Annotated in this window: 19 protein-coding genes and 1 tRNA gene; 2 read left to right on the top strand and 18 right to left on the bottom strand. The window is 39.6% G+C overall.

What is annotated here, in order from left to right; genetic code table 11:
* Positions 1 to 3: 3 nt before the first annotated feature.
* Positions 4 to 3,159: an isoleucine--tRNA ligase gene (gene ileS / locus HGO97_RS12050; protein WP_168866272.1), complete on the bottom strand. Its 3,156-nt coding sequence runs from the start codon at positions 3,157 to 3,159 to the stop codon at positions 4 to 6.
* Positions 3,160 to 3,683: 524 nt separating this feature from the next.
* Here ileS and HGO97_RS12055 point away from each other — a divergent pair.
* Positions 3,684 to 4,874, top strand: a complete 1,191-nt coding sequence (locus HGO97_RS12055) for an AfsR/SARP family transcriptional regulator (protein ID WP_168866274.1) — start codon at positions 3,684 to 3,686, stop codon at positions 4,872 to 4,874.
* A 123-nt stretch (positions 4,875 to 4,997) separates the two neighbouring features.
* Here the strand turns inward: HGO97_RS12055 and HGO97_RS12060 are convergent, their stop codons facing one another.
* The 9 genes from HGO97_RS12060 to HGO97_RS12100 all read right to left on the bottom strand — a co-directional run bounded on the left by HGO97_RS12060 (position 4,998) and on the right by HGO97_RS12100 (position 16,518).
* Complete coding sequence (locus HGO97_RS12060; protein WP_168866276.1) at positions 4,998 to 6,440, bottom strand: D-alanyl-D-alanine carboxypeptidase family protein; 1,443 nt, start codon at positions 6,438 to 6,440, stop codon at positions 4,998 to 5,000.
* Between the two features lie 92 nt (positions 6,441 to 6,532).
* Positions 6,533 to 9,049, bottom strand: coding sequence for a response regulator (locus HGO97_RS12065; RefSeq protein WP_216241969.1), 2,517 nt, complete (start codon positions 9,047 to 9,049; stop codon positions 6,533 to 6,535).
* Positions 9,049 to 11,292: a putative bifunctional diguanylate cyclase/phosphodiesterase gene (locus tag HGO97_RS12070; protein WP_216241970.1), complete on the bottom strand. Its 2,244-nt coding sequence runs from the start codon at positions 11,290 to 11,292 to the stop codon at positions 9,049 to 9,051. The genes HGO97_RS12065 and HGO97_RS12070 overlap by 1 nt, the downstream gene beginning before the upstream one ends.
* Positions 11,293 to 11,401: 109 nt before the next feature.
* Positions 11,402 to 11,473 (bottom strand) — tRNA-Arg (locus HGO97_RS12075).
* A 280-nt stretch (positions 11,474 to 11,753) separates the two neighbouring features.
* A complete protein-coding gene (locus tag HGO97_RS12080) occupies positions 11,754 to 12,629 on the bottom strand; it encodes a DUF3881 family protein (RefSeq protein ID WP_216241972.1) in 876 nt (291 codons plus the stop codon).
* Positions 12,630 to 12,853: 224 nt separating this feature from the next.
* Complete coding sequence (gene serS / locus HGO97_RS12085) at positions 12,854 to 14,140, bottom strand: serine--tRNA ligase (protein ID WP_216241974.1); 1,287 nt, start codon at positions 14,138 to 14,140, stop codon at positions 12,854 to 12,856.
* Between the two features lie 62 nt (positions 14,141 to 14,202).
* Positions 14,203 to 14,745, bottom strand: a complete 543-nt coding sequence (locus HGO97_RS12090; protein ID WP_216241976.1) for a DUF4446 family protein — start codon at positions 14,743 to 14,745, stop codon at positions 14,203 to 14,205.
* Between the two features lie 73 nt (positions 14,746 to 14,818).
* Entirely contained in the window at positions 14,819 to 15,748 is a 930-nt protein-coding gene (locus HGO97_RS12095) for a ParB/RepB/Spo0J family partition protein (RefSeq protein WP_216241978.1), read from the bottom strand.
* 2 nt (positions 15,749 to 15,750) lie between these two features.
* Positions 15,751 to 16,518, bottom strand: coding sequence for a ParA family protein (locus HGO97_RS12100; protein WP_216241980.1), 768 nt, complete (start codon positions 16,516 to 16,518; stop codon positions 15,751 to 15,753).
* A gap of 1,399 nt (positions 16,519 to 17,917) precedes the next feature.
* On the opposite strand from HGO97_RS12100, the gene HGO97_RS12105 reads away from it, so the two are divergent.
* A complete protein-coding gene (locus tag HGO97_RS12105; RefSeq protein ID WP_216241982.1) occupies positions 17,918 to 18,886 on the top strand; it encodes an alpha/beta fold hydrolase in 969 nt (322 codons plus the stop codon).
* A 128-nt stretch (positions 18,887 to 19,014) separates the two neighbouring features.
* Here HGO97_RS12105 and rsmG read toward each other — a convergent pair whose 3' ends face one another.
* The 8 genes from rsmG to rpmH form a co-directional block, all read right to left on the bottom strand.
* Positions 19,015 to 19,728 carry a 16S rRNA (guanine(527)-N(7))-methyltransferase RsmG gene (rsmG, locus tag HGO97_RS12110; protein WP_216241984.1) on the bottom strand — a complete coding sequence of 238 codons (714 nt, stop codon included), beginning with the start codon at positions 19,726 to 19,728 and terminating at the stop codon, positions 19,015 to 19,017.
* Positions 19,729 to 19,747: 19 nt separating this feature from the next.
* The gene (gene mnmG, locus HGO97_RS12115; protein ID WP_216241986.1) at positions 19,748 to 21,640 is read right to left on the bottom strand and encodes a tRNA uridine-5-carboxymethylaminomethyl(34) synthesis enzyme MnmG; all 1,893 of its coding nucleotides are present in this window, start codon (positions 21,638 to 21,640) and stop codon (positions 19,748 to 19,750) included.
* Positions 21,606 to 23,003 carry a tRNA uridine-5-carboxymethylaminomethyl(34) synthesis GTPase MnmE gene (gene mnmE, locus HGO97_RS12120; protein WP_216241988.1) on the bottom strand — a complete coding sequence of 466 codons (1,398 nt, stop codon included), beginning with the start codon at positions 23,001 to 23,003 and terminating at the stop codon, positions 21,606 to 21,608. Before mnmE ends, mnmG begins: the two co-directional genes overlap by 35 nt.
* 89 nt (positions 23,004 to 23,092) lie before the next feature.
* The gene (gene jag, locus HGO97_RS12125) at positions 23,093 to 23,935 is read right to left on the bottom strand and encodes an RNA-binding cell elongation regulator Jag/EloR (protein ID WP_216241990.1); all 843 of its coding nucleotides are present in this window, start codon (positions 23,933 to 23,935) and stop codon (positions 23,093 to 23,095) included.
* A 28-nt stretch (positions 23,936 to 23,963) separates the two neighbouring features.
* Positions 23,964 to 25,250, bottom strand: a complete 1,287-nt coding sequence (locus HGO97_RS12130) for a YidC/Oxa1 family membrane protein insertase (protein WP_216241992.1) — start codon at positions 25,248 to 25,250, stop codon at positions 23,964 to 23,966.
* A gap of 12 nt (positions 25,251 to 25,262) precedes the next feature.
* Positions 25,263 to 25,475: a membrane protein insertion efficiency factor YidD gene (gene yidD, locus HGO97_RS12135; protein ID WP_216241993.1), complete on the bottom strand. Its 213-nt coding sequence runs from the start codon at positions 25,473 to 25,475 to the stop codon at positions 25,263 to 25,265.
* Positions 25,476 to 25,560: 85 nt separating this feature from the next.
* On the bottom strand, positions 25,561 to 25,896 hold the full coding sequence (gene rnpA, locus HGO97_RS12140) for a ribonuclease P protein component (RefSeq protein WP_216241995.1): 336 nt from the start codon (positions 25,894 to 25,896) through the stop codon (positions 25,561 to 25,563).
* A 56-nt stretch (positions 25,897 to 25,952) separates the two neighbouring features.
* Positions 25,953 to 26,087, bottom strand: a complete 135-nt coding sequence (rpmH, locus tag HGO97_RS12145; protein WP_089983006.1) for a 50S ribosomal protein L34 — start codon at positions 26,085 to 26,087, stop codon at positions 25,953 to 25,955.
* Positions 26,088 to 26,308: the final 221 nt, after the last annotated feature.

A 26,308-nucleotide genomic window follows, 5' to 3' on the forward strand; every position in this document is an offset into this window, starting at 1 on the left:
AATTTACATCCCTTCTTTTTCAACACCCATCGTTACTGCTTCACCGTTGATCTTCCATTCCTTCACATAACCTGCCGGCTGAGCCTTCACGACTTCATTTGCCAGAACTTCGCCTCCGATTTCTGTTCCATATTTTGCAAAAATACCTTCAGCCTTTTCGCTTCCTTCATAGGTCACTTTGATCTTATCCATCACCTCGAAGTCGGCTTCCTTTCTCATGGTCTGGATCTTGCTGATGATCTCTCTTACAAAACCTTCCTCCAACAGTTCTTCTGTCAGATTCGTATCAAGTACCACTGTGATTCCATTATCATTCTCGGAAACGTATCCTTCAATCTGTGCTGTATCGATTAATAAATCTTCCTTGAATAAAGTGATCTCCTGTCCACTGATATCCAGCTTTAAGGAGCCTGTCGCATTGATCTCGTCCATTGCTGCATTTCCATCCAGGTTATCCAGGGCAGATTTAATTCCACCTAACATTTTACCATACTTTGGTCCAACTGTCTTTAATTGTGGTTTAAAACTATAGGAAGTAAAGTCTCTTACATCTTCTGTAAACTTCACATTCTTCACATTCAGCTCATCTGCAACGATCTCCTGATAGAATTCAGGCAGGTCGAATCCGGCTTTCACGAACATCTGTCCGATCGGCTGACGGTTCTTGATGTTGGCTGTATTACGGCATGCACGTCCCATAACAACTAATTTCAGTACATTTTCCATGTTGTTCTCAAGCTCTGTATCGATATAAGCCTCATTTGCCACCGGATAATCACACAGGTGGATACTCTCCGGTGCATCCTTCTCAACGCTGCATACGAGATTCTGGTAGATTTCCTCTGTCATAAACGGGATCATCGGTGCGGCTACCTTGCAGACAGTCACAAGAGCTGTGTATAAAGTCATATAAGCGTTGATCTTATCCTGCTCCATACCCTTTGCCCAGAAACGCTCACGGCTTCTTCTGACATACCAGTTACTCATATCATCCACGAAATCCTGCAGTGCTCTTGCACTCTCCGGAATCCTGTAATTTGCCAGGTTATCGTCTACTGTCTTGATCAGTGTATTCAGTTTGGACAGAAGCCACTTATCCATGACAGAAAGTTTTTCATAATCCAGGCTGTATTTGCTTGCATCAAAATTATCGATGTTTGCATACAGTACAAAGAACGCATAGGTATTCCACAGGGTTCCCATGAACTTTCTCTGTCCTTCTACTACCGCTTTTCCGTGGAAACGGTTCGGCAGCCATGGTGCACTGTTGACATAGAAATACCAGCGGATCGCATCGGCACCAAATTCGTTCAGCGCATCGAACGGATCCACCGCATTTCCTTTAGACTTACTCATCTTCTGCCCGTTCTCATCCTGTACATGTCCGAGAACGATAACATTTTTATATGGTGCCTTATTAAACAGCAGGGTAGAAATGGCAAGCAGGGAGTAGAACCATCCTCTTGTCTGGTCCACGGCCTCGGAAATAAAGTCTGCCGGGAACTGCTGTTCAAAAAGATCCTGATTTTCAAACGGATAATGATGCTGTGCAAATGGCATGGAACCACTGTCGAACCAGCAGTCAATTACCTCTGGTACGCGGTGCATCTCTTTGCCGCAGACCGGACATTTGATCGTCACATCATCGATATATGGGCGGTGAAGCTCAATATTATCCGGGCAGTTATCGGACATGGACTTCAGTTCCTCAATGCTTCCGATAGAATGCTGATGTCCACACTCACACTCCCAGATATTTAACGGAGTTCCCCAGTAACGGTTACGGCTGATGCCCCAGTCCTGCACGTTCTCAAGCCAGTCGCCGAAGCGTCCTTTTCCGATGCTCTCTGGAATCCAGTTGATCGTATTGTTGTTAGCGATCAGGTCTTCCTTGACATCTGTCATCTTGATGAACCAGGATTCTCTTGCATAGTAGATCAGCGGAGTATCACATCTCCAGCAGTGAGGATAGCTGTGCTCGAACTTCGGAGCGTCATATAACAGGCCTCTCTCCTCCAGGTCTTTGAGTACCATCGGGTCAGCCTTTTTCACAAATACTCCTGCAAATGGAGTGCTTTCTGCCATGTTACCTTTTTCATCTACGAGCTGTACGAACGGCAGTCCGTAGTTTCTTCCTACATTGGCATCGTCTTCACCGAATGCAGGCGCAATGTGTACGATACCTGTACCATCTGTCAGTGTGACATAAGAATCACAGGTCACATAGAATGCCTTCTTATTCTGCTTTGCTGCACTCTCTGCCGCACATGCAAATAACGGCTCGTACTCCTTGAATTCCAGTTCTTTTCCTTTATATCTTTCCAGAACTTCATAAGCTGGCTGATCGTCTGTCGCAAGCTTTCCAAGTACTGTATCCAGAAGAGCCTCTGCGATATAATAAACATAACCGTCTGCAGCTTTTACCTTCACATAGTCCTCGACCGGGTTCACACAAAGTGCCAGGTTGGAAGGCAGTGTCCATGGTGTTGTGGTCCATGCCAGGATATAGGCATCCTCGTCTTTTACCTTAAATCTTACGATGGCAGAACGCTCTTTGACATCCTTGTATCCCTGAGCCACTTCCTGTGCAGAAAGCGGAGTTCCGCAGCGAGGGCAGTAAGGCACGATCTTAAATCCTTTATAAAGCAGTCCCTTATCCCAGATCTGCTTTAATGCCCACCACTCTGACTCGATGAAATTGTTGTCATAGGTAACATATGGATTATCCATATCAGCCCAGAATCCAACGGTGCTGGAGAAATCCTCCCACATCCCTTTGTATTTCCAGACACTTTCCTTACACTTGTCGATGAACGGCTCCAGACCATAATCCTCGATCTGATCCTTTCCATCCAGTCCCAAAAGCTTCTCGACCTCAAGCTCTACCGGGAGTCCGTGGGTATCCCATCCAGCCTTACGTGGAACCATATACCCCTTCATGGTGCGGTATCTCGGAATCATATCCTTGATAACACGTGTCAGCACATGCCCGATATGCGGCTTGCCATTCGCTGTCGGAGGTCCGTCATAGAAGGTATACTTCGGGCTTCCCTCTCTCTCATCCATACTCTTCTGGAAAATCTCATGATCCGCCCAGAACTTCTCAACTTCCTTTTCACGCTCCACAAAATTCATATCCGTGGTAACTTTCTTGTACATAACTTATCTTTCCTTTCTGACTTATAGTTTAATGGAATAAAAAAAGCTTTCGCCCTGTAATAGGACGAAAGCTAAAACTTACGTTAACCACCTGTTACAACATACTCAAACTTCCAAAGTGTAAGAATCACCCATCCGTCCTGTATATGCGTTCCAATAACGGAGGAACACCGTCAGCCCTTACTTCATAAATGGTTCAGGGTCTGCAACTCGGAAGTGATCTTCAGAGATATCTTACTAATACCGGACTTCCACCCTCTCCGGCTCGCTGAAACGTTCAGATATGTCTTACTGTCTTCGTCATCGTTTTTTTCTGTTTAAGTCTGCACAGAGTTTATTATAAAAACAATTGTAAAAATAGTCAAGTGATTCCAAAAATTTTAATGAAACAAACAGAACTTTCTAATTCTGCCAGAACTGTGGTAAGATTTTCTTCCAGATGATATAATATATTATATTACTTGTTAATTTTGCTTAAAGCAACCAAGTTAACTTTGTACAAAAGAATTGAGGAGAATGATCAAATGAGAAGAAAACCAGACCTTCATATTCACTTTTTTAATGAGTTTTCGATTTCCAGTCCGTATTACGAGTATGCACCAAGCTCCCATAACAGTACACAGCTTACACTGCTGATATCCTATTTGGTTGCGAATCAGGACACCAAAGTGCCAAAAGATGTGTTAATGTCTATGTTATGGCCGGACGTGAAGGATAAAGTCCCTGTCGGAGCACTCCGTAATCTAGTATACAGGGCCCGTAAGGAACTCGAAAGACTCTATCCGAACCAGGATATCGACTACATCAAGTTTACCCAGGATGCTTACTACTGGAATCCTGATCTGTACTGCAAGATCGATATCATTGATTTCGAGAACTATTACAATCTTGCCAGACAAGAAAGTGACTCTGAAAGACAGTACCGTTACTATTATCGTATGCAGCGCCTCTATACCGGAGAGTTCTTATCCAATCACACCTCCGTTGAGTGGGTACAATACCGCTGCACCTATTACCGCAACATGTATGTGAACTGTATACTCAACATGTGTGAATACCTATATGAGAAGTCCAGATACGATGAATTGATTTCGCTGTGTGACCAGTCCATCATCATCTATCCGGAAGAAGAACGTTTCTATCGCTATAAGCTTCTCGCTTATATGGGCATGAATACAGTCAAGACCGCCTTAGAGTATTACCAGTCGACCATCGACTTTTTCTCTTCCAAATACGGCATGGATATCAGCAATTCACTTCGTGATATCTATCAGGACATTCTGCTTCGGATGCCGAACGTAGAGCTAAAGTTGGACGAGCTGGAGACAACACTCGGAGTCGAGAAAGACACAGATAAGACATTCTACTGCAATTTTGATATTTTTAAAAATATCTACCAGTTGAATTTACGTTCTGTACGCCGTGCACAGGGCCGCCATTATCTGCTCCTTCTCTCACTTCTTCCGAAGAATGGTTCCAAGCCGGATTCACTTAAGTTAAAAGAGATCATGGACATCCTTTATGATCTGCTTGCAACCAACCTTCGCAAGAACGACGTATATACACGCGCATCCTTGAATCAGTATTCTGTTCTGCTTACGGTCACAGAAGACATCGCCATTGAGACGATCAAAGAACGTATCATCGAAAGCTTCAATAAAGTGAATCCTGATCCGAATGTATATCTTCAGATTCAAGAGAAGACAATCGAATAAGCATCCCACCAGGAAAGTTTTCTATGAACTAAAAAAGCCGGACTGATTTTTCATCTGAGGGAATCATTCTTCCCTCAGATCAAATCAGTTCCGGCCTTTTGTTTGGATTTATCTGCTGCGCCTCTATTTTCTTCTGCGTTTTCTTCTCTTTTTTGAATCTGCGATGGATATTATTACAATTGCCAAAAAAATCGCCGCTGCTGAAATTCCAATCACAAGCTTAATGTCCTTATTGTTTTCCTTCTTTAGATCCTTTGTCTGATTGGCATCTTTTTCTGCATCCTGGGGAGTACTTCCGTTGTTCTCAATCTCCTTACTCCCGCTCTTTGCTGCATCGCCCCCTAAAAGCTTCTGGTAGTACTCTTCACTTAAGGATACATCTGCATTCCCTACTACCTGATCCCGACAGGTGTAAATGATTCTGCCGGAGCGAATTCCCTGATCTGTCAGTATTACCTCGCGGTCGACCTGTGATAGCTCTGTTCCCTTTGGAAGAACCACATATGCATCGTTATTCTGGAAAGACACGATTTCATCTGTATTTTCCGTTTCAGACACTGGAACCTTTTCAAAGTTCTGGAATACATAGTCAAACATTGCCCTCGTATCTTGATAAGCATCTACTCCGTAATCATAAAGCACCACTGCTGCAAGATGCATATTTCCATTATCAGCCATGGTGACTAAGGTCGTTTTTGCCTGGTCCGTATATCCTGTCTTTCCGCCTTTACAGTATTCATAGTAATACTCGCTCTCCGGCCACAGCATCTTGTGGTTCTGCTGGAAGACCCTCTCTTCCTTTGTCAGATTCGTAAATCCGATCTTATATTCCAGAGATTCCTCGATTTTTCTGAATTCCTCCTGCTGATATACTGCAGACGCAATCAGTGCCATATCATGTGCAGTTGTATAATGTTCCTCATCATGAAGTCCATTGGCATTCACCCAGTGAGAATTCGTACAACCTAATTCCTCCGCTCTTTTGTTCATCTGTGCAATGAAAGAATCATAATCACCACCCAGGTGCTGAGCACCAACATTCTCCGCAACGGCATGTGAGACCTCATTTGCGGAGGCAAGGAGAACACCATACAGAGCATCCTTTAGACTAATTTCCTCTCCCGGCTTCATTCCGATCTGAGCATCATCCCATTCTAAAAAAGAGACACTATCCTCGGTAAAGGTAACCTTATCTGTAAGCTCTGCATTTTCCAATGCCACTAAGGTTGTCATTAGCTTCGTGATACTTGCCGGAAAATGCTTCTTATCCGCTTGTTTGGCATATAGGATGGCACCACTCTCCATATCCATCACTACAGCCGAATCGGCATATACTTGAGGCCCCTTCGGCCAATCCTTCAGATTATTCGTATCAGGCTGTCTGTCATAGGAGTCTGCTTTTTCCTTTGCCTCTTTCTTAGCCTGTTCTTCTGCCTCTTTCTCCTCTTGCGTTTTTTCCTCTGAAACAGTCCCCTGTTGGTCCGGCTCCTGTGCCAGGACCTCTACTGGCTTAAAGAGCATTGCAGCAGATAAGATCAACATCAATATGATACATTTTAATCTCATTACACCCTCCTATTTTCTGTTACGGAATCCCCGGACGGCACGATTGAACTATGCTGACCGGGGAATCTTCTCATCCTGTCTTTTCTTCTATTTTACAAGTATAACTTGAGCTCTGTCAACATATCCTGGACATCCAGCGGTTTTGCCAGATATCCGTTGACACCGGCTTCATATGCCATCCTTTTGTCCTCCTCAAATGCATTTGCCGTCATTGCCAGAATTGGCAGTGTCCTTGCATCCGGTCTTGTCATGCTGCGGATCTTCCTTGTAGCCTCCAGCCCATCCATAACCGGCATGCGGATATCCATCAACACTGCAAAATAATACCCTGCTGATGACTGTTCATACATCTGGACTGCTTTCTCTCCATTATCAGCCGTTTCTACAGTAATATGATAGATTTCCAAAAGAGACTTTGCAATCTCTCTATTCAACTCGTTATCCTCTACAAGAAGGACTCTCTGTCCAGTAAAATACTGTACTGGATCATGTACTGTTTTTTTGAATCTTTCCCTGTATTGTTCGATCTGTATTAATGCCTTCTCGATATTGGAACGGAACAGAGGCTTAGCAATAAAGTAATCCGCCCCCGCAGCTAATGCCTCCTCCTCAATCGTACTCCAGTCATATGCCGAAATAATAATGATTGTTGTGTCCTTCCCAACGATTCTGCGAATCCTTCTTGTTGTCTCGATACCATCCATATCCGGCATCTTCCAATCAATCATAGCGATTTCAAATGGTTTATTATCCTTTATGGATCTAGTGACATATTCCACTGCCTCCATTCCTGTTGAAGCCCAGACCGCATTGCCTCCAATTTCACTTAGAATCATCTCCGCCTGTTCTCCTACAATTTGATCATCATCTACGATCAAGACCCGTGTTCCCTTCATCAGATCAGGCAGATGCTCATCCTCCTGATCCAGGCACTCTTCTGTAAGTCCCAAAGGAATAGAAATCTTGAATTCGGTTCCCTTTTCCTTCTCACTCTCCACCTGAATACTCCCATTCATCAGGTTGACCATGTTGTAAACAATAGACAGTCCCAATCCACTTCCTACATTATTCCTCGAAGAGTCCTTTAACTCCTGTTCGAAAGGTTCATATATATGCTCTAAAAACTCTTTTGACATCCCTGTCCCTGTATCACGTACCACAAAACACATAAATACTGAATTTTGTACTCTCTGCTTCTCCATTATTTCTATCTGGACCATTCCTCCCGGTCCAGTAAATTTTAATGCATTAGAGAGCAGGTTCATCAAGACCTGTTTAATTCTGAGGACATCTCCTATATAATATTTCTGAATTGGCTCCTTATGATACACTTCAAAAGTAATTTGCTTTTCCAATGCCTGAGGATAAATGATTGCGACCAAATTTTCAATAAATTCACTAAAGTTGAAACGCTCTGATACAATATTCATCTTCCCGTTTTCTATCTTGGACATATCCAGTATATCATTAATTAGAGCCAATAGATATCTGGATGAATCATCTATCTTTTTAAAACAGTCCATGACACGAAGCTGGTCATTGATCTTTAGCTGTCCTATAGTACACATCCCAATAATTGCATTCATCGGTGTACGGATGTCATGGCTCATTCGGGAGAGGAAGTCCGATTTAGCATTATTTGCTGCTCTGGCGGAAGACAATGCGTCTCGCAGAAGCTGTTCCTGCCTCAATTGTTCCGAACGCTGCTCATCCAGTACCTTAACTAATTCAATGGCAAGAATATCCTCATTGTATGGATTATCTACACAGATGACATGCAGAGAAAGCCAATGCTCCTCCCCATCGTTTCCCGTCATCTTCAACTCCATATAATTTTCTTTTTTTCCTTGTTCAAATCTGGTCAGAAGATTCTCTCTAGAAAATGCTTCTTCATACACTTTACGGAAGTCAGGATTGGATAATGCTACCGACTGTTGTAAAAGCACATTATATTTTCCTTCTGATTCCTCTATAATATTTTTTTGTTCCTCTATAAAACAATCATATGTATTCTGTGTCAGGTTAATGCTCAGAATCAGTGGATATGCCATACATGTGGCAGCACGCAGGAATCGGTTCTCGATAAGCTTTTCCTTTGTCTGGGCCTCCATCAGCCTCTTTACTTCCTCTTCCTTTTCTTTTAACAGTTCTTCCAACTTTTCATAATTTTCCTTTGCCTGCTCGATCGGGAAAAGTTCATCTTCCTGAATTGCAGAGTAATCGATAGAATTATGGATATGTACGGATTCAAAGCTTTCTCCCTTTCTCCTGAATATAAAGGTAACCCTCTGATGGACTCTCATGAACATCTGGGTCTCCGGCTTTGCCTCGATCCAACTATCTCCCTCGCATAAGTAAAGACCTTCTGATAGTTCCATCGTCACATATCGTTCCTGTGACATATCACATGGAATCAGATCCTTTTTTTCTCGTAAAAATGCGGCAGCAACTGCCTCTTTTCCTTCAGCCCTCTGCTTTTCTCCTCCTCCCAGCCAGACAATCTCTGGAGCGAAAGTGGAAATCAGGAAATCCACATCAGAATCGCAAAAATAACTGTTTAAAATTTTACTTGCAAACGCTTCTATATCTTTTCTTAATGTGGCCTCCATTATATAATATCTCCTTTATCTTCCTTTTCATGCAGAACACGTCTTTCAAAATCTGCCACTGGCATCGGCCGGTAGAAAATATAGCCCTGGACCATATCACATCCCTGTTCCTTCAGAAATTCAACAAGTGTCCATGTTTCGATTCCTTCCGCCACTACTTCCATATTTAATTCCTTTGCCATTCGGATGACTGCTTTTACTACATTCGTTCCCCGCTCTGTATCGCCTCGTTCAATATCACCGCCTACGAAAAATCCTCTATCCAGCTTTAGAATATCAACAGGAATCTCCTTTAACACATTCAGCGAAGAATAACCGCTTCCAAAGTCATCCATAGAACATTTGTATCCAGCCTCTTGTATTTCTCCAATGATGGACTTGAACCGCTTTAGGTCTTCAAATACAAATGCCTCCGTCAGCTCAAACTCTATCAGTTCACAGGGAATCTTATACTCCTTCTGGATATTCTGGAATCTTTTGATAACCCCTTCATCATTCATATGTTTCCTGGAAAGATTCACCGAAACAGGAACTACATTTTTCCCAGAATCGATCCACCCTCTGATGATTCTGCATACCTGGGTGAACATGTAATAATCCAACTTCTTGATAAAACCATTCTTCTCGAATAATGGGATGAACTCGTTCGGAGGAATCAGGCCGAATGTGGCAGAATTCCAACGTACTAATGCTTCTGCACCTGCAGTTTTTTTATCTGAAAGCCTTACCTTTGGCTGAAGATATACCAGGAATTCTTCATTTGCCAGCGCATGCTCCATTTCATTCTCCAGAATCTGCTCTCTCAAAAGCTTCTGCCGCTCCAAATCTGTAAAAAAGACACATTCCTCCAAATATTCTGCCTCATCCCGGTTCATCTTACGCGCTACATTGGCACGGTCACGGATAGTCACGATATCCCGGTCCTTTTTCTGTACCTGGTATACCCCGCAGTTCACAGACAAATGATACTCACTGCTCTTTTCTTCCACAATATTTTTCTTACGATGTTCCTTGATCAAGGTCTGATGGATTGCCTCGATTCGCTGCTCTATCACTTTTTCATCCGTCTCGAACAGAATAAAATTAAACATATCGGCCTGAATTCTGGATACGCATTCCTCCTGCTCCATACATCTTAGAATTGCATCATATACGGCTTTCAATACTTGGTTTCCCGCTTCGCTTCCATACACATCATTAATCAGCTTAAATCTACGAATATCTAATGAAACAAACGCGAATTCCCGATTCTCCTGTAAGAACCGTTCCACCTCCAGGTCAAATCTGGTCGAAGTAAAACCCCCTGTAATTGGATCTACCATCTGTATATCCAGAATTTCCTGATTCTTATATTGTATTCTGGTCAACGCATCATTAAATGCAATAATCAGACTGCGCAACTCAAGCGGTCCACGTAGTGTCAATTTGTGATTCTTATTTCTGGAGACTTTCAATTCCATGCAACTGTAATGAATCGGACGGATTAAAGCCATATAAAAGAATACCATGAAACCCAGGCACCAGATCAGAAGCATGATGGCCGTCACCTGCTGTAGAAGTTGAGAAGAATCTGTTCTCCTCATAGCCTGCGCAAGCTCCTTCTTCTGTCTTGTATATAATGCAGATGTAAACAAATTTATGTTCTCTTTTATCACATCCTTTGTTGCTTCATATCGGCTTCCAAATACAAACTGATTGGCCTTTTTTCTTTTGTCTTCTGAAGTCATCTTTTTCTCTGTGTGTGTGAGTTCGACTTCTGAAATCTCCTCCGGGAAATACTGGATTCCTTCCGCTTCATATATCAGCCTGATACAATGAAGCTCCTGTTCCATCAGATTGTCTGAAACAGACTTTGCCAGCTCGATCGTCTCCAGCTCTTCTTCTAAAAGCCCCTCCTTACGGAGACCTTCTATTGCTTTATCACGAGTAAGAGTCTCTGTCTTCTCTTCGAGATACTCACGCGCATATCTTGTCTTTCCTGTTGCAGCGAACCTCCATACCGCGTTGGTCAAAATATCTGAACCAGACTGGATTTCCTCTGCAAGACCCACACAACGGATTGTCTTTTCTGTAATCTTTCGCTGATTCTCAACTGCCTTTGCTGACAGACGTGAAGCAATAAATAACATGGCAGTTACGCTCAGAGTGATGACAAGCCATACGGCTGACATTTTCATAATTTCTAATTTCCCGAACCAGGTCCTCTTTTCCTGCCTCTTATTAAGTTCGTGCTTCACTTTCATATATTAATCTCCTACGTGATTCAGCGAAAACCATCAGTTATATTTATTATACTATTTTATGATAAAAAAAGACACCACAGATTTATATTCTGTGGTGTCCTCCCTGTACCGTCCCCTGCAGGAATCGAACCTGCACTTAATCCTTAGGAGGGATTTGTAATATCCATTTTACTAAGGGGACACATATTTTATTGTTTTATAGCACAGTTATTAATATAACATGAATTTTACTTTTTCTCAACTTTTTTTGGGAAGAATTTGAAAGATTTTTTAAGTGGATTTCAGCTTTTTCCTATCGAATCCATGGCTCTATTCCTAGATTTTGACTCTTCTGTTATCCTCTTCTTGTCATTCCCTTCTCATTCTTCCCGGCTGTGTCTTCTATGATTACATACATTTTTTTGATGAAATATGCTTATTTATGATTCTTCTTTATGCTGCTTATTTATAAGACACTCTTTTTAAAAGTTTATATATCCCTGAAGCCATATTGTTCCTTTGAACCGTCTTCCAATTTCTGGTTCCCCCATAACTTCCTTCGCTGGAACACAGATATCGAACTGAAGTTCATTGACATCTAACTTCATCTGATACAGTGGTTCTTTTGTTACACTATTCTCACGCTTTCTGACTGCAAGTATCTCTCCCATGATAGAATACAGATCACACTCCACACCATATGGCATGAAATATGTATCCACGATTGTAAAGATATCTTCACTCATCAGGCGCCTGGAAACCTTCGAATATGTATCGATATCATCCAGTGTCAGTGTTTCTATTGCCATTGGGTCACCACTTCTGGCGGCATTCAAAAGCTGTTTCCTATTATCAGCTTCCTCTTTTCCTGTCTTTACCTGTTCTTCACTCTTCCTTACAGGAAACAGAATTTTTCCCGATAATGCAAGGCCCGAAAAAGTGACGGAGGTTGCCAGACCGGTGACAAATCCCATCTGGCGTTCCCTCATATATTCTATGCCATTTTGGAGATGAAAAATCAGACTGATTCCCACTTTAGGATCTTCGCAGATTCCAACATACTCTTCCTTTTCAATCCGCTTATCTACGGCAACTTCAGCATAGGTGGTAATTCCGCTTCCTTCAAAATATGGAAAATAGTAGTCTGGATCAAAGTTCTCATCTTCGTCCAGTTCACCGCAGATGGTGATTCCTACATTCTGACCATACTCCTTCTGGAATTCACAATAATCCGCCCAATCCTTATACGACACAATTGTCTGATGTGTAAAATTCGTTTCCACCTGCTTCAAAAGTTCTCTCATGTCCTTTTTTGTCTTCAGGTTATTGAAACCAATTGCTTTCAAGTATTGATGCATAATCTTCTCCAAATCGTCGATCTATTTCACGTGAAACATATTTATTCATAAAGGATAGATTCCTTAAGCATAAGCTTCTTCATAATACGAATCATTCCTTATCTGCTTTTCTTCCGTAATATAAATCATTTCCTAAGTATACCTTAGTATTTATTTTCCTATTTTATTCCTAAATTTATTCAAAGCGGATATTTAGAATCCGCTTTGCTGCCTTCTTTATGAAATTAGTTTTTAGGTGTAATCTCAGTATTTCCACCCATATATGGCTGAAGTGCTGCCGGAATCCTTACAGAACCATCCGCCTGAAGGTTGTTTTCCAGGAAAGCAATCAGCATTCTCGGAGGTGCTACTACTGTGTTATTGAGTGTATGTGCAAAATACTTTCCATTTTCACCTTTCACTCTGATTCCCAGCCTTCTTGCCTGAGCATCCCCTAAATTGGAACAACTTCCCACTTCAAAATATTTCTTCTGTCTTGGTGACCAAGCTTCCACATCTACGGATTTCACCTTCAGGTCGGCCAGGTCTCCTGAACAACATTCCAGTGTACGAACCGGAATATCCAGTGAACGGAACAGATCTACTGTATTCTGCCATAATTTATCATACCATTCCATGCTGTCTTCTGGCTTGCAGACAACGATCATTTCCTGTTTTTCGAACTGATGGATACGATAAACGCCTCTCTCCTCAATACCATGTGCACCTTTTTCTTTTCTAAAGCATGGTGAATAGCTTGTCAACGTCTGTGGAAGCTGATCTTCCGTCAACTGCGTATCAATAAATTTACCAATCATAGAGTGCTCACTTGTTCCAATCAAATATAAGTCTTCACCCTCAATCTTATACATCATGGCATCCATCTCTGCAAAGCTCATAACTCCTGTTACTACATTGCTTCGAATCATAAACGGAGGAACACAGTAAGTAAATCCTCTGTTAATCATAAAGTCTCTTGCATAAGAAATAACTGCAGAATGGAGGCGCGCAATGTCTCCCATCAGATAATAGAATCCATTTCCTGCAACACGTCTTGCACTTTCCAGATCAATTCCATTAAAGCTTTCCATAATATCTGTATGGTATGGAATCTCAAAATCAGGTACAACTGGCTCGCCGTATCTCTCAACTTCTACGTTTTCGCTGTCATCTTTTCCAATCGGTACAGATGGGTCGATGATATTTGGAATAATCATCATTTTCTGCTTGATTTTTTCTTCTACTTCTTTTTCTTCTGTTGAAAGAGTTTCAATTCTGTCAGCATTTTCTGTAACCGCTTTTTTAATAGCTTCAGCCTCTTCCTTCTTTCCTTGTCCCATCAGGGCTCCGATCTGCTTTGTAAGCTTATTCTTATCGGCACGAAGAGCTTCTACTTCTTGTTTGATTTCTCTGTTTCTTTTATCTAATTCCAGAACTTCGTCCACTAATGGAAGCTTTGCATCCTGAAACTTATTTTTAATATTCTGCTTTACTGCCTCTGGGTTACTTCTTACAAATCTGATGTCTAACATAATATCCTCCTCTTCTCTTTCAGTTATTTCACTATATATTTATGGTATATCTGAGTGTACTTCTATTTAGGACTCTTTTCCAAATCCGTCTTCAAATCATATACATCCTGATAGATTGCCTTTTCCAGTGACTCAACCTCTTCTTCGGCAAGTTCTATATAACTCTGTCCTTTTACAATCTCTTTAATATAGGTATAGCATCCCTCTCTGCTGTGCATAGCATTCAGAATCCATCCATTATCATCCTCATCCAGCATTGTAATAGCAAAACTTAAATTTCCGCCCATTTCATGGAATGCATCATATTTTACAATTCCAACTTTCTGATAATGGGACCTTGTTTTTCGATAGATATCCAGAATATCTTTCTTATTTGCTTTAGCCAGTTCAGAGACCTCATCCAGTTCGGCAAACCTTGCTAGTATACTCTCTTCTAAATTCTTCCCATCTTTTCCCTTCATAAACGAATTGTAACTGACTTTCAGCCTGTTATATTTCATATTTACACTGATAAGCATTACAAATAGTATAATCTGTACCACAAATAGGAATATCAGAATAAATGCAGGGTCAATTCCTAATCCCGACAACAAACTACTTTCCATGATTTTTCTCCTTCTTAATTATTCACGCTGACTCTCCTCTTCTTATATTCTCCCCGTTTTAATGCAAATAGATTTATTGATTCTTGATAGACATTATTAAATCGAATATACGTTCGAGTTCTTCTTCTGAGTAATATTCAATCTCGATTTTTCCTTTTCCATTTGACTTTGGACTTACATTTACCTTTGTGCCTATGATATCTTTCATTTTTTCTTCCAGATTATCATAAATAAAGGTATGCTCCACCTTTTCAACTTTTTGTTCCTTTTTAGGATTCTTTAAGGTCTTTACTAATTTTTCAGTTTCTCTAACACTGAGTTTTTCATCAAAAATTTTATTTGCAATGGTGTATTGTTGCTCTTCATCATCAATTGCAAGAAGGGCACGTGCATGTCCAGTCGTAATCATATCATCTACAATCATCTGCTGTACTCTTTTGCTCAGCTTTAACAGACGCATAGAATTTGTTACTGCTGTTCTGCTCTTCGAAACGCGTTCTGCAACTTCATCTTGTTTCAGTTTAAACTCTTCAAGAAGTCTTTTATATGCCATTGCCTCTTCAATAGGATTTAGATTTTCTCTCTGTATGTTCTCTATTAAAGATATCTCAAGAATCTCCTGGTCAGTGTATGTCTTTATTACTACAGGAACTTCTTTAATACCGGCAAGCTTTGCCGCACGCCATCTTCTCTCACCAGCAATAATTTCATAATAATCTTTCTTTTTTTGGACAAGAAGAGGCTGAAGAATACCAAATTGTTTGATTGAATCCGCGAGCTCTAATAATGCATCTTCATCAAATTCTTTACGCGGCTGGTCCCTGTTTGGTTCAACCTGGTTTATTTTGACCAAAACCTCACCAGATTGTCCAACCTTTTCATCCTTTGCATTAACTACTTCTGTTTTTCCTTCTGCATTGGATGTTTTCTTTGACATTTTATCGCTTCTATCAGGGATCAGACTATCCAGACCTTTTCCAAGACCATTTCTTTTTACAGCCATACTTATTCCTCTCCTTTATGTATAACTTCTTCGGCTAATAGCATATAACTCTCTGCTCCTGCAGATTTAGAATCATATAGATTGATTGGCAGCCCATAACTGGGTGCTTCTGCTAACCGGATATTTCTCGGTATGATTGTCTTATAAATATTCTGTTCCAGGTTGTCCTTTACATTTTCTACTACTTGCAGCGATAAATTTGTTCTGGCATCATACATGGTAAATACAACGCCTTCCATCTCCAGAGTTGGATTCAATCTATCCTGTACCAGTTCAATTGTATGAATTAACTGACTCAAACCTTCAAGTGCATAATACTCACATTGGATAGGGACAAGTACCGAATCAGCTGTCGTCATTGCGTTAATCGTAAGCATGCTCAATGCAGGTGGACAATCAATAATTATAAATTCATAATTATCTTTCACTTTTGCAATTTCATTCTTTATGATATATTCCTTATTATCAACACCAATCAATTCAATCTCTGCTGCTGATAGATTAATATTAGATGGGAGAACGTCCAAATTTTCAAAAACATCTTTACAGATACATTCTTCGATACCTGCATTACCAATAATCAAATCATAAACACTATTTTCAACCTCATTTTTTGCTACACTAAGACCACTTGTCATATTTCCCTGTGGATCCATGTCCAGTGCTAATACCTTTTTACCAAGACTGGCTAATGAAGCTGATAAATTAATAGCTGTTGTTGTCTTACCTACGCCGCCTTTTTGGTTAGCTATCGCTATAATTCTTCCCATTTTAATACTCCTTTCATTGAACACCTCATTATTATATCACCTTTTCAAATCTATATCTACAAAATGTTTCACGTGAAACATAGAATTTTTATGTTTTTTAATGGGATTGTTTGGTAATTTTAGTTTTGTGATATAATCTAAGACTTTAGGGGAATGTTTCACGTGAAACATCTGCTATTGTTTTGAGTTGGGGGTTCTTCAATGAATTTTAAGTGATTACATTAGATGTTTATAATATTGTGGAGATTAAATGGTTATTAGATTGTACGTTCATTTTTGGTTCTGTAGTTAAAGTAATTATTTGTCTTGCTGTACTTTTTATAATTAACTTTCTACTTCTTGTCAGCTCTTTAGTAATATGATTAATAGTACTTCCACATTATATCTACTAAATAGAATTCAATAACCAGCATTTAATAAAAAAGTTTAAGACCTGTATTAGTATTATGATATTATGAGTTTTTCATCACTTAAGTAATAGTTTTTTTCTGATAAGATTAGACTCCTATATTGAAATTTAAATAAAATTCATCCATGTTATGTCTTGGGGCAAAAATGTATTTTTCTCAGGGTACGTGCAGATTGTTCAACACTTTATATTTTTACACATACTCTTTGATTCTACCGATGTTAGACAAATATACACTGGATATTTTTTAAACCATTTGAGACTTGTCCTAGTTAAGTTACCTTTTAATTTTTACAGTCTCAAAGGTCAGACGTTTCATGCTTTTACACACAAACACAAAACGTACGACCTTTTGTCCTTTAACCCTGGTACCATATTATAGTTATAATATTCTGGTCCAACACTTTTTATCTTTATTTTTAATTCTAGGGGTTTCTTTAATATATTTAACCTTATCTTTTTTGTTACTATATTTTTTACTAAACTATAGTGTTTACGTGTTTTATACTGTTTTGTTATTTAAAAATAATATTCGATAAACAGAAGCTTTATTTTACTAATACCCCCATATTTTTGCTGATAGATAGAACTAGCTAATATAAAACTATGATGAGTCATTAAACTATTTTTACATTACTACATTTATACACAAAAAGGTGAACCAGACCCATACTCTTTACTATGTTTTTTAATTACCAGTTAAGTTTTCTTGATTAAGTTATTTTTATCTTCTCATTAGTCCATATTATCTTTTGTTTTAACGAATAAAATTTATTTTATATTTTTATAACACTGAAGGTTATATATTTTTTTAAGAATATACCATGAATGTTTCACGTGAAACATTCACTATCATTTCTTCAACTTCTCCTCTCAATATTTACTTAAGAATTTTTTTCTTTATTTGCAGTGCACAGTGTAGTATAATAGTAGATGTATTTATATACAGAACAGACATTTGACTATCAGACTTTTGAAAGAGGTGATTCTTTGAGTTGGAAAAAGAAACTAACTACATGTACTGCTATAGCTGGTACTACCGTAGGAATTATGCATGTTGTCAATAGATTGGTGTATTATATTTCCACGATGGATAATTTATTATTTAATAAGGACGAAAAGTTTTACGATTGGAGATTTGGCCGTATATTTTATACAAAACAGGGTTCTGGTTCTCCAATCTTATTAATTCATGACCTTAATATCTGTAGTTCAGCATATGAGTGGAATAAAGTAGTTGGTGAACTATCTAAGACGAATACTGTATATACATTAGATTTGCTTGGGTGTGGGAGTTCACAAAAACCAAACCTTACATATACTAACTATTTATATGTTCAGTTAATTACAGATTTTATTAAACATATTATTGGAGAGCATACAGATGTAATAGCAACGGGAGAATCAGGAACTTTTGTTTTAATGGCCTGTGCTAATGATAATACTCTGATTAATAAAGTGATGTTAGTAAATCCAGGAGATCTTGTCTCACTTGCAAAGATTCCGACTAAGCGTACCAAACTATTACGCCATATTATAAACACTCCTGTAATAGGAACGTTTATTTATAATATGAAAGTAAATAAGAGAACAATCGAAGAGGATTACCGTAATCAATATTATTATAATCAGAATAATATTGAAGAAAAAAGTATTATGACGGCCTTTGAAGCCTCACACAAATATAATACGCATTCAAAATATCTCTATGCAAGCATCAAATCCAGATATACGAATGCAAATGTGATGCATTGTCTGAAAAACATTAACAACAGTATCTTCATCGTAGTTGGAAATGCTAACCCAGAAAATGCATTAACAGCAAATCAGTATCAGAATCAGCTTCCTTCTATTGAAATAGCTGAAATTGAGGGAACAAAGCATCTTCCACAGATGGAATCACCAGAAGATTTTATAGAACAGGTCAAGATATTATTTGATATAGAGGACACAGAGTAAAATAGATTTAGTATTTTGTGCTGCTAAACATCGATAGCTGCTAAAGAATAAAAAAGAAGTAAATCAGATTTTAAGTATCTGATTTACTTCTTTTTTTATTATCTAAAGTTATATCATTTTCACATATTCTACTTAAGAGGTTCTTTTCCAGGAAGTCCAGCCTTACGGGGATATTTTTTTCCTGTACTTTTTTGCTTCTCGATTTTTATAAATGATCTTCCTATTTCTGTTCCCGGAAGCTCAAACTTTACAGTCTCTTTTATCTTTCCGCCCAGTATGCTTACAGCTCTGCTTGATTGTTGTACTTCATCCTCAATATTTCCTGACTTATAAGGAACGAACATACCCCCTACATGTATATATGGAATGCAATATTCACTCAATGTAGCCAAATTTGCAACCGCCCTGGATACGCACAAATCGAACGATTCTCTATATTCTGTTCTCTTCGCATAATCCTCTGCCCTGCCATGAAGCGTCTCAATATCCTGGAGTCCCAATTCGTCTATTACCGCATTCAGGAATTTTATCCTTTTATTTAAAGAATCCAACAGAACAACATGCATATGTGGAAAAACAATTTTAAGCGGTAATCCTGGAAAACCTGCACCTGTTCCTATATCAATAAGAGAATTGATTTGATTCATATCAACTGCTTTTACAATAGCAAGGCTGTCTACGAAATGCTTTTCATTTACTTCATCATATTCTGTAATGCCAGTCAGATTCATGACTTTATTCCATTCCACTAACAGCTCATAATACTTCTGAAACTGCTGCTTCTGAATCTCATTTAATTCTATGTTCAGCTCTTGAAGCTGACTTTCAAACTTATTGGACATCTTACACTCTCCTATCCTCTTATCTGCTCTCTAAATAAACCAGCAATACGGATATATCCGCCGGGGACACCCCTGATATTCTGGATGCCTGCCCAATTGATGCAGGTTTTATTTCCGTTAGCTTTTGTTTTGCTTCGATTCGAAGACTTTGTATCTCATTGTAATCTATATCAGCCGGAATTAGTTTTTTCTCCAGCTTTTTAAACTGTTCTACCTGACGCTGCTGTCTCTTGATATATCCATCATATTTGATATTAATATTTACCTGTTCTATCACATCATAAGGCAGATTCTTACGCTGTCTGTCAATCGGAGCCAATATTTCATAGGATAATTCAGGCCGGCGTATTAGCTCAGCAAGCGTAATTCCAGAGGTCAACGGTGTGCTATGACAGGACTCAAGCAGATCCTGGACCTCCTGTGAGGTTCCTATATTGGTATGCTCAACTCTTTTAATTTCCGCTGCAATCATCTTTTCCTTTTCAAGCAATCTTTGATATCTCTTCTCGTCAATTAGTCCAATCTCATATCCCAGCTTTGTCAGCCTTAAATCTGCATTGTCCTGACGGAGCAAAAGCCTGTATTCAGCTCTCGAAGTCATCATCCTGTACGGCTCACGGCTTTCTTTTGTGACAAGATCGTCAATGAGGACCCCTATATAGCCCTCTGAACGATCAATCACAATGCCATCTTTCCCCTGCAGCTTTCTTGCTGCATTTATTCCTGCTACCAACCCCTGGGCTGCTGCTTCTTCATATCCAGAGCTTCCATTGAACTGTCCTCCACTGAAAAGTCCCTCAATATTCTTAAACTCAAGGGTGCTCTTCAACTGCCTTGCATCAATGCAATCATACTCTATTGCATATGCATTTCTAACAATTTTGACATTTTCTAGCCCTGGTACACTGCGGTACATTGCATACTGTACATCTTCTGGAAGTGAACTGGACATTCCTCCCACATACATTTCTGTTGTATCCAATCCTTCAGGCTCAATAAATACCTGATGTCGATTCTTATCCGCAAATTTTACTACCTTATCCTCAATGGATGGACAATATCTCGGGCCAGTTCCTTCTATCATTCCTGAAAAAAGTGGAGATCTGTCCAGATTATTCCTTATAATCTCATGCGTTTTTTCATTTGTATAGGTCAGCCAGCAGGAAACCTGGTCAATCTGAATCTCATCTGGATCTGTCGTAAAAGAGAATGGTACGATTCTCTCGTCTCCCTTTTGTTCCTCCATCTTGCTAAAATCGATTGAATTCTTATCTATTCTGGCTGGAGTCCCCGTCTTAAAACGGTACATCTTGATTCCAAGAGATTTTAAGCTGTCCGTCAGATAATTGGCCGCCTGAAGTCCATTTGGTCCAGTTTGCATACTAATATCGCCATAGATACACCTTGCTTTTAAATAGGTCCCAGTACACAGAACGACTGCACGGCATGGATAAATGGCACCTGAATAGGTCTGCACACCGGTCACTTTTCCATCCTCTGCCAGAATATCGGTCACTTCCATTTGGCGGATATCCAGATTTTCCTGATTCTGAAGGACCTGGCGCATCGTACGACTATAATTTGCCTTGTCCGCCTGTGCACGCAGAGAATGTACTGCCGGCCCTTTCGACTGATTCAACATTTTTGACTGGATAAAGGTCTGGTCAATGACCTTTCCCATCTCCCCTCCAAGTGCATCAATTTCTTTCACCAGATGTCCCTTGGAACTGCCTCCAATATTCGGATTACAAGGCATCAGCGCAATGCTGTCAACGCTCACTGTGAACATTACCGTCCGAAACCCAAGTCTGGCCGCTGCAAGAGCTGCTTCACATCCGGCATGTCCCGCACCCACGATTGCTATATCATATCCATCTTTATTTTCCCATACAGAATTTGCTGAATATTTCATTGACTAAATCTTCTCCTATCGTTTCTCCCGTTATACTTCCAAGTGACTCATATGCATCCATCAGATCTATAGAAAAGAAATCCTCCGGCATCTGATTCTCAATACTTTCTAAGACCTTCTCAAGGCTTTTATAAGCGTCCGTAAGGGCCGCCTTATGCCTGATATTCGTAATATAGACCTCATCGTTAAATGAAACATCTCCATTCAGGAACATCTCATTTAAAGTCTCTTCAAATTCACTTAAGCCCTGCTCTTCCTTTGCAGAAATGTCTATCATCGGTATCTCTTCTGCAAAATTTTCCTCTAATACAAGCTTTAATTCTTCCTTCAGATTTTCCTTTGTTATCACAGTATTAAGATCTGATTTATTGAGCAGAATAATTACCTTTCTGTCCTTGAGAAGCCCCATAATTTCTTTATCATTGCTGTCTAAAGGCCTGGATGCATCTACAACATAAATGATCAGATTTGAATTTTTTACATAATCTTTTGCTTTATCGACACCAATTTTTTCAATGATATCGTCGGTATTTCTGATACCGGCCGTGTCAATCATATTCAAAGTCAATCCTCCAAGGCAGATCTGCTCCTCCAGAATATCTCTTGTCGTCCCTTCAATATCTGTGACGATTGCGCGGTCCTTTCCGGCCAGAACATTCAAAAGAGAAGACTTTCCTGCATTTGGTTTTCCGGCAATCACCGTCTGGATTCCTTCCTTCATGATTCTTCCGCTGTCTGCTGAAGCAATCAACTGCCAGATTTCAGCCTTTTGATTCTCTACGACCCCTTTTAATGTATCACCATACCCATCGATTTCTATATGCTCAGGGTCATCTAACGCAGTCTCAATAAATGCAGTATGATAAATAATCTGTTTTCTGATATCCTCTATCTTATTCTTCACACTTCCCTTTAACTGACTGATAGAACTCTGAAGAGCATATTCACTTTTTGATGTGATTACATCGATTACGGCTTCTGCCTGGGAGAGATCCATCTTTCCATTTAAAAAGGCTCTCTTTGTAAATTCTCCTGGCTCGGCTGGTCTTGCACCATTTTTAATGACAGTCTCCAGCACTCTTTTCACAACATATGTTCCGCCATGACAGTTGATTTCAACGGTATCCTCCCCTGTAAATGTTCTGGGAGAACGCATCAGCATGACCAGAACTTCATCTATCGTCTCTTCTTCGTCTATAATAAATCCATAGTGGATGGTATGGCTTTCTGCTTCCTTCAGTCGGTCTTTTCCCTTGTAAATCTTATCTATCACATGAAATGCTTCATCTCCGCTGATACGCACGATTCCAATCCCCGAATTCGTCATACCTGTGGAAATGGCAGCAATTGTATCCTTTTTCATAGCTGCCTCCTGCTGGTTTTAAAAAAGACGTTTCACAACTTCACGAAAGCATCCGTGAAGCGGAAACGTCCTCTTTCGCTTCAATTATATTATTTCTTTAATGTAACTACTACTTTTCTGTAAGGCTCGTCCCCTTCACTGTGAGTTGTTACAAACGGGTCAGACTGAAGTGCTGCATGGATAATTCTTCTCTCATAAGGATTCATTGGTTCCAAAGATACTGCTCTCTTTGAACGTTTTACCTTATAAGCAATATTTTTTGCAAGATTCTTCAGTGTCTCTTCTCTTCTTGCACGGTAATTCTCTGTATCAAGCTTCACACGAACATATCCGTCCTGGTGCTTATTCGCAACTCTGTTCGCCAGATACTGAAGAGAATCTAATGTCTGTCCGCGCTTTCCAATGAGGATTCCCATATTGTCACCCTTCATCTCAACACTCAAAGCCCCGTCTGCATCGATATTAGAAATCAGCTCTACTGTCATTCCCATTGCTTTTAACGTATCATTTAAGAAGGATTCAACGGCTTTCTTTGTTTCATCTTTTACTTCTGCAAGTTCAGACTCACGTTTTACGGATGGCTGAACCTCATCCTTATGTGCTTCTTCTTTTACTTCTCTTTTTACATGCTCATCTTTCTTGACATGTTCTTTTTTCTTAACTTCCTTTACCGGAGCCTTTTTCTCAACAGGTTTTGCTTCTGCTTTCACTTCTGTCTTTACTTCCGCTTTGATCTCCGGCTCTTCCACTACAGGTTCAGGTTTTCTTCTTGCTTCGATCACTGCCTGTTTTACGCCTATTCCAAGGAATCCGGCACTTCCTTTTTCAATGACTTCATAATCTAATCTGTCACTGGTAACGCCTAACTGAATTAATGCTTCCGTAATTGCGTCATCCACTGTTTTTGCAGATACTCTGATACTACCGTTCATCCTGAATCCTTCCTTTCTACGATTCTTCCTATTTATCGTCATCCTTAAGGGATGTACTTTGTCCGCTGTTAAATCTGCTTACCAGATTTGCCTTTGATGAGAGGCTTCCCGGCTTTGCATTCTTTGTCTGCTGAGCTGCTTTCTCAAGACGCTCTTCTCTTTCTTTATCAGAAATCTTTGACTTTCTCTTGTCTTCTACATTTCTGGTATTTGTTGTTGCCATTTTATTGATTGCCTGTGCAGATGTACCCTTTTTCTCACGTTTCTTAGCTGCTTTTTTCTGGTTTTCTGCAATCAATTCCTCGGTAGATTTCTTGCTGAGGTACTTGTTGATTCCTAACTGCTGTACACATCTTACAACAGCACTGATTGCCCAGTAAAGACCAAGACCTGCTGGAAGAGTGAATCCCATGAATACAGAGAACAATGGCATTGTGTATGTCATTGTCTTCATGGAGTTCGCCATCTGATTATTTGGATCAACCTCCGGCTGCGGCTGTAACTTCACACTGATAAACTGTGTAAGACCTGCCATGACAGGAATGATTGCAGCCATGATAATTCCGATAATTGAAAAATCATGAATTGCAGCCATTAACATGGTAAATGGTGCTTCTCCAATATTAATTCCAAGGAAACTGTTCAAGTGTCCCATCGTCTGTGTTGTTGTCTCAACAATGTCCTTCAAGGAAGGAATCTTATCTACCAGTGTATTCCATGTGGAATCCTGGAATTTATATAATACGTTTACAAGCGTATCTGCCTGTGAATAGTCATAAGACTTAGCACTCATAAGTACTGGCTTCGCTTCACCGATTTTTTCCATGATTTTCTGGAAACCATCAGCAGCCATGATCTGGTTAACCACCGGCATATATACATTCTTAACACCCTGTACATAATTCGGGATATTCTGGATGACCGGATACAGTGCAAAAAGTACAGGCATCTGGATTAACATCGGAAGACATCCGCCTGTCGGTGAAGTTCCGTATTTCTCATATACCGTCTGAAGCTCTTCTTGCTGCTTTAACATAGAAGCCTGGTCTTTTTTGTTCGCATACTTTTTCTGAATCTTCTGAATCTCAGGGTTCATAACAGAAGACATCTTAGACCACTTCTGCTGTTTAATTGTCAGTGGAATCATTAATGTGTATACGATGATTGTAAAGATGATGATACAGACACCGATATTCTGTACCCCAAATACTCCATCCATTACATTATAAATTCCGTTCATCACTTTTCCAAGCAGCCAGGAAATCTGATGAATAATCGGCCAGTCTGCATATCCTGCAGCTAAAATTCCATACATCTCTTATCCTCCTTAAGGTACCGGATCATATCCGCCTTTTGCAAAAGGATTACAGCGCAGAATTCTCCAGACTGTTAAGGCACCGCCTTTGATTGCACCATACTTTTGAATTGCTTCAATTCCGTACTGTGAACAGGTCGGTGTATAAATACAATGATACCTTGTCTTTAATCCGGACAGATACTTTTGATAGAACCTGATCAGTCCTATTAAAATATACTTCATCTGCATCCCTCCTTTTGCTTATACTTATCGGACAGCTAATGTCCCATAAGATATGACTTTCTTTTTGTAAACTTTTTGTTTATCTTTAAATATATATCTCATGAAGCTTTCCTAAGTGGATGAGCGCACTCGCAATGTCATGATAATTCTTATCTTTTGCACTCACTCTCGCAATTACAATGATATCAAACCCACTTTTGAAATGTGCTTCTTGAAGTCGATAACTCTCTCGGAGCAATCTTGTAAGATGATGTCTTACAACACTGTTCCCAACTTTCTTGCTTACGGAAATACCGAGTCTATTCTTTTCCGTTCCATTCTCCCTCACATACATAACAAGATACTTGTTAGCGTAGGAATTCCCATTTTTATAAACAATTTGAAAATCTTTATTCTTCTTCAAAGATTCCGAAAACTTCATTCTTTTTACCGCACTTTTCCTTTTATAAATAGAAGAAAAGGCCACATATATGCGGCCTAAGCTGATAACTGTTTTCTTCCTTTTGCTCTTCTGGCAGCTAAAACTTTTCTTCCGCCTGGAGTGCTCATTCTTGCTCTAAAGCCATGAACTTTTGATCTCTGTCTTTTTTTCGGCTGAAATGTCATTTTCATTATCAATACACCTCCCTTTGGTTGAGATACTTATTCTAAAGTATTAACAGTGATTCTCAATTTTTGAAATCTTTCTACTATATATAGCATACAGAAAGACACTGCTCTTAATTATATTCAAAAAATAGCCGTAAGTCAAGCTATTCCTGGGATTTTTCTGATTCGTTGCCATTTTTTTGATATCCTTCAGTAATCCACAGCTTATCCTCTCTCCTTATATC

Source organism: Faecalicatena faecalis (genome assembly GCF_012524165.2).
Classification (GTDB): domain Bacteria; phylum Bacillota; class Clostridia; order Lachnospirales; family Lachnospiraceae; genus Faecalicatena_A; species Faecalicatena_A faecalis.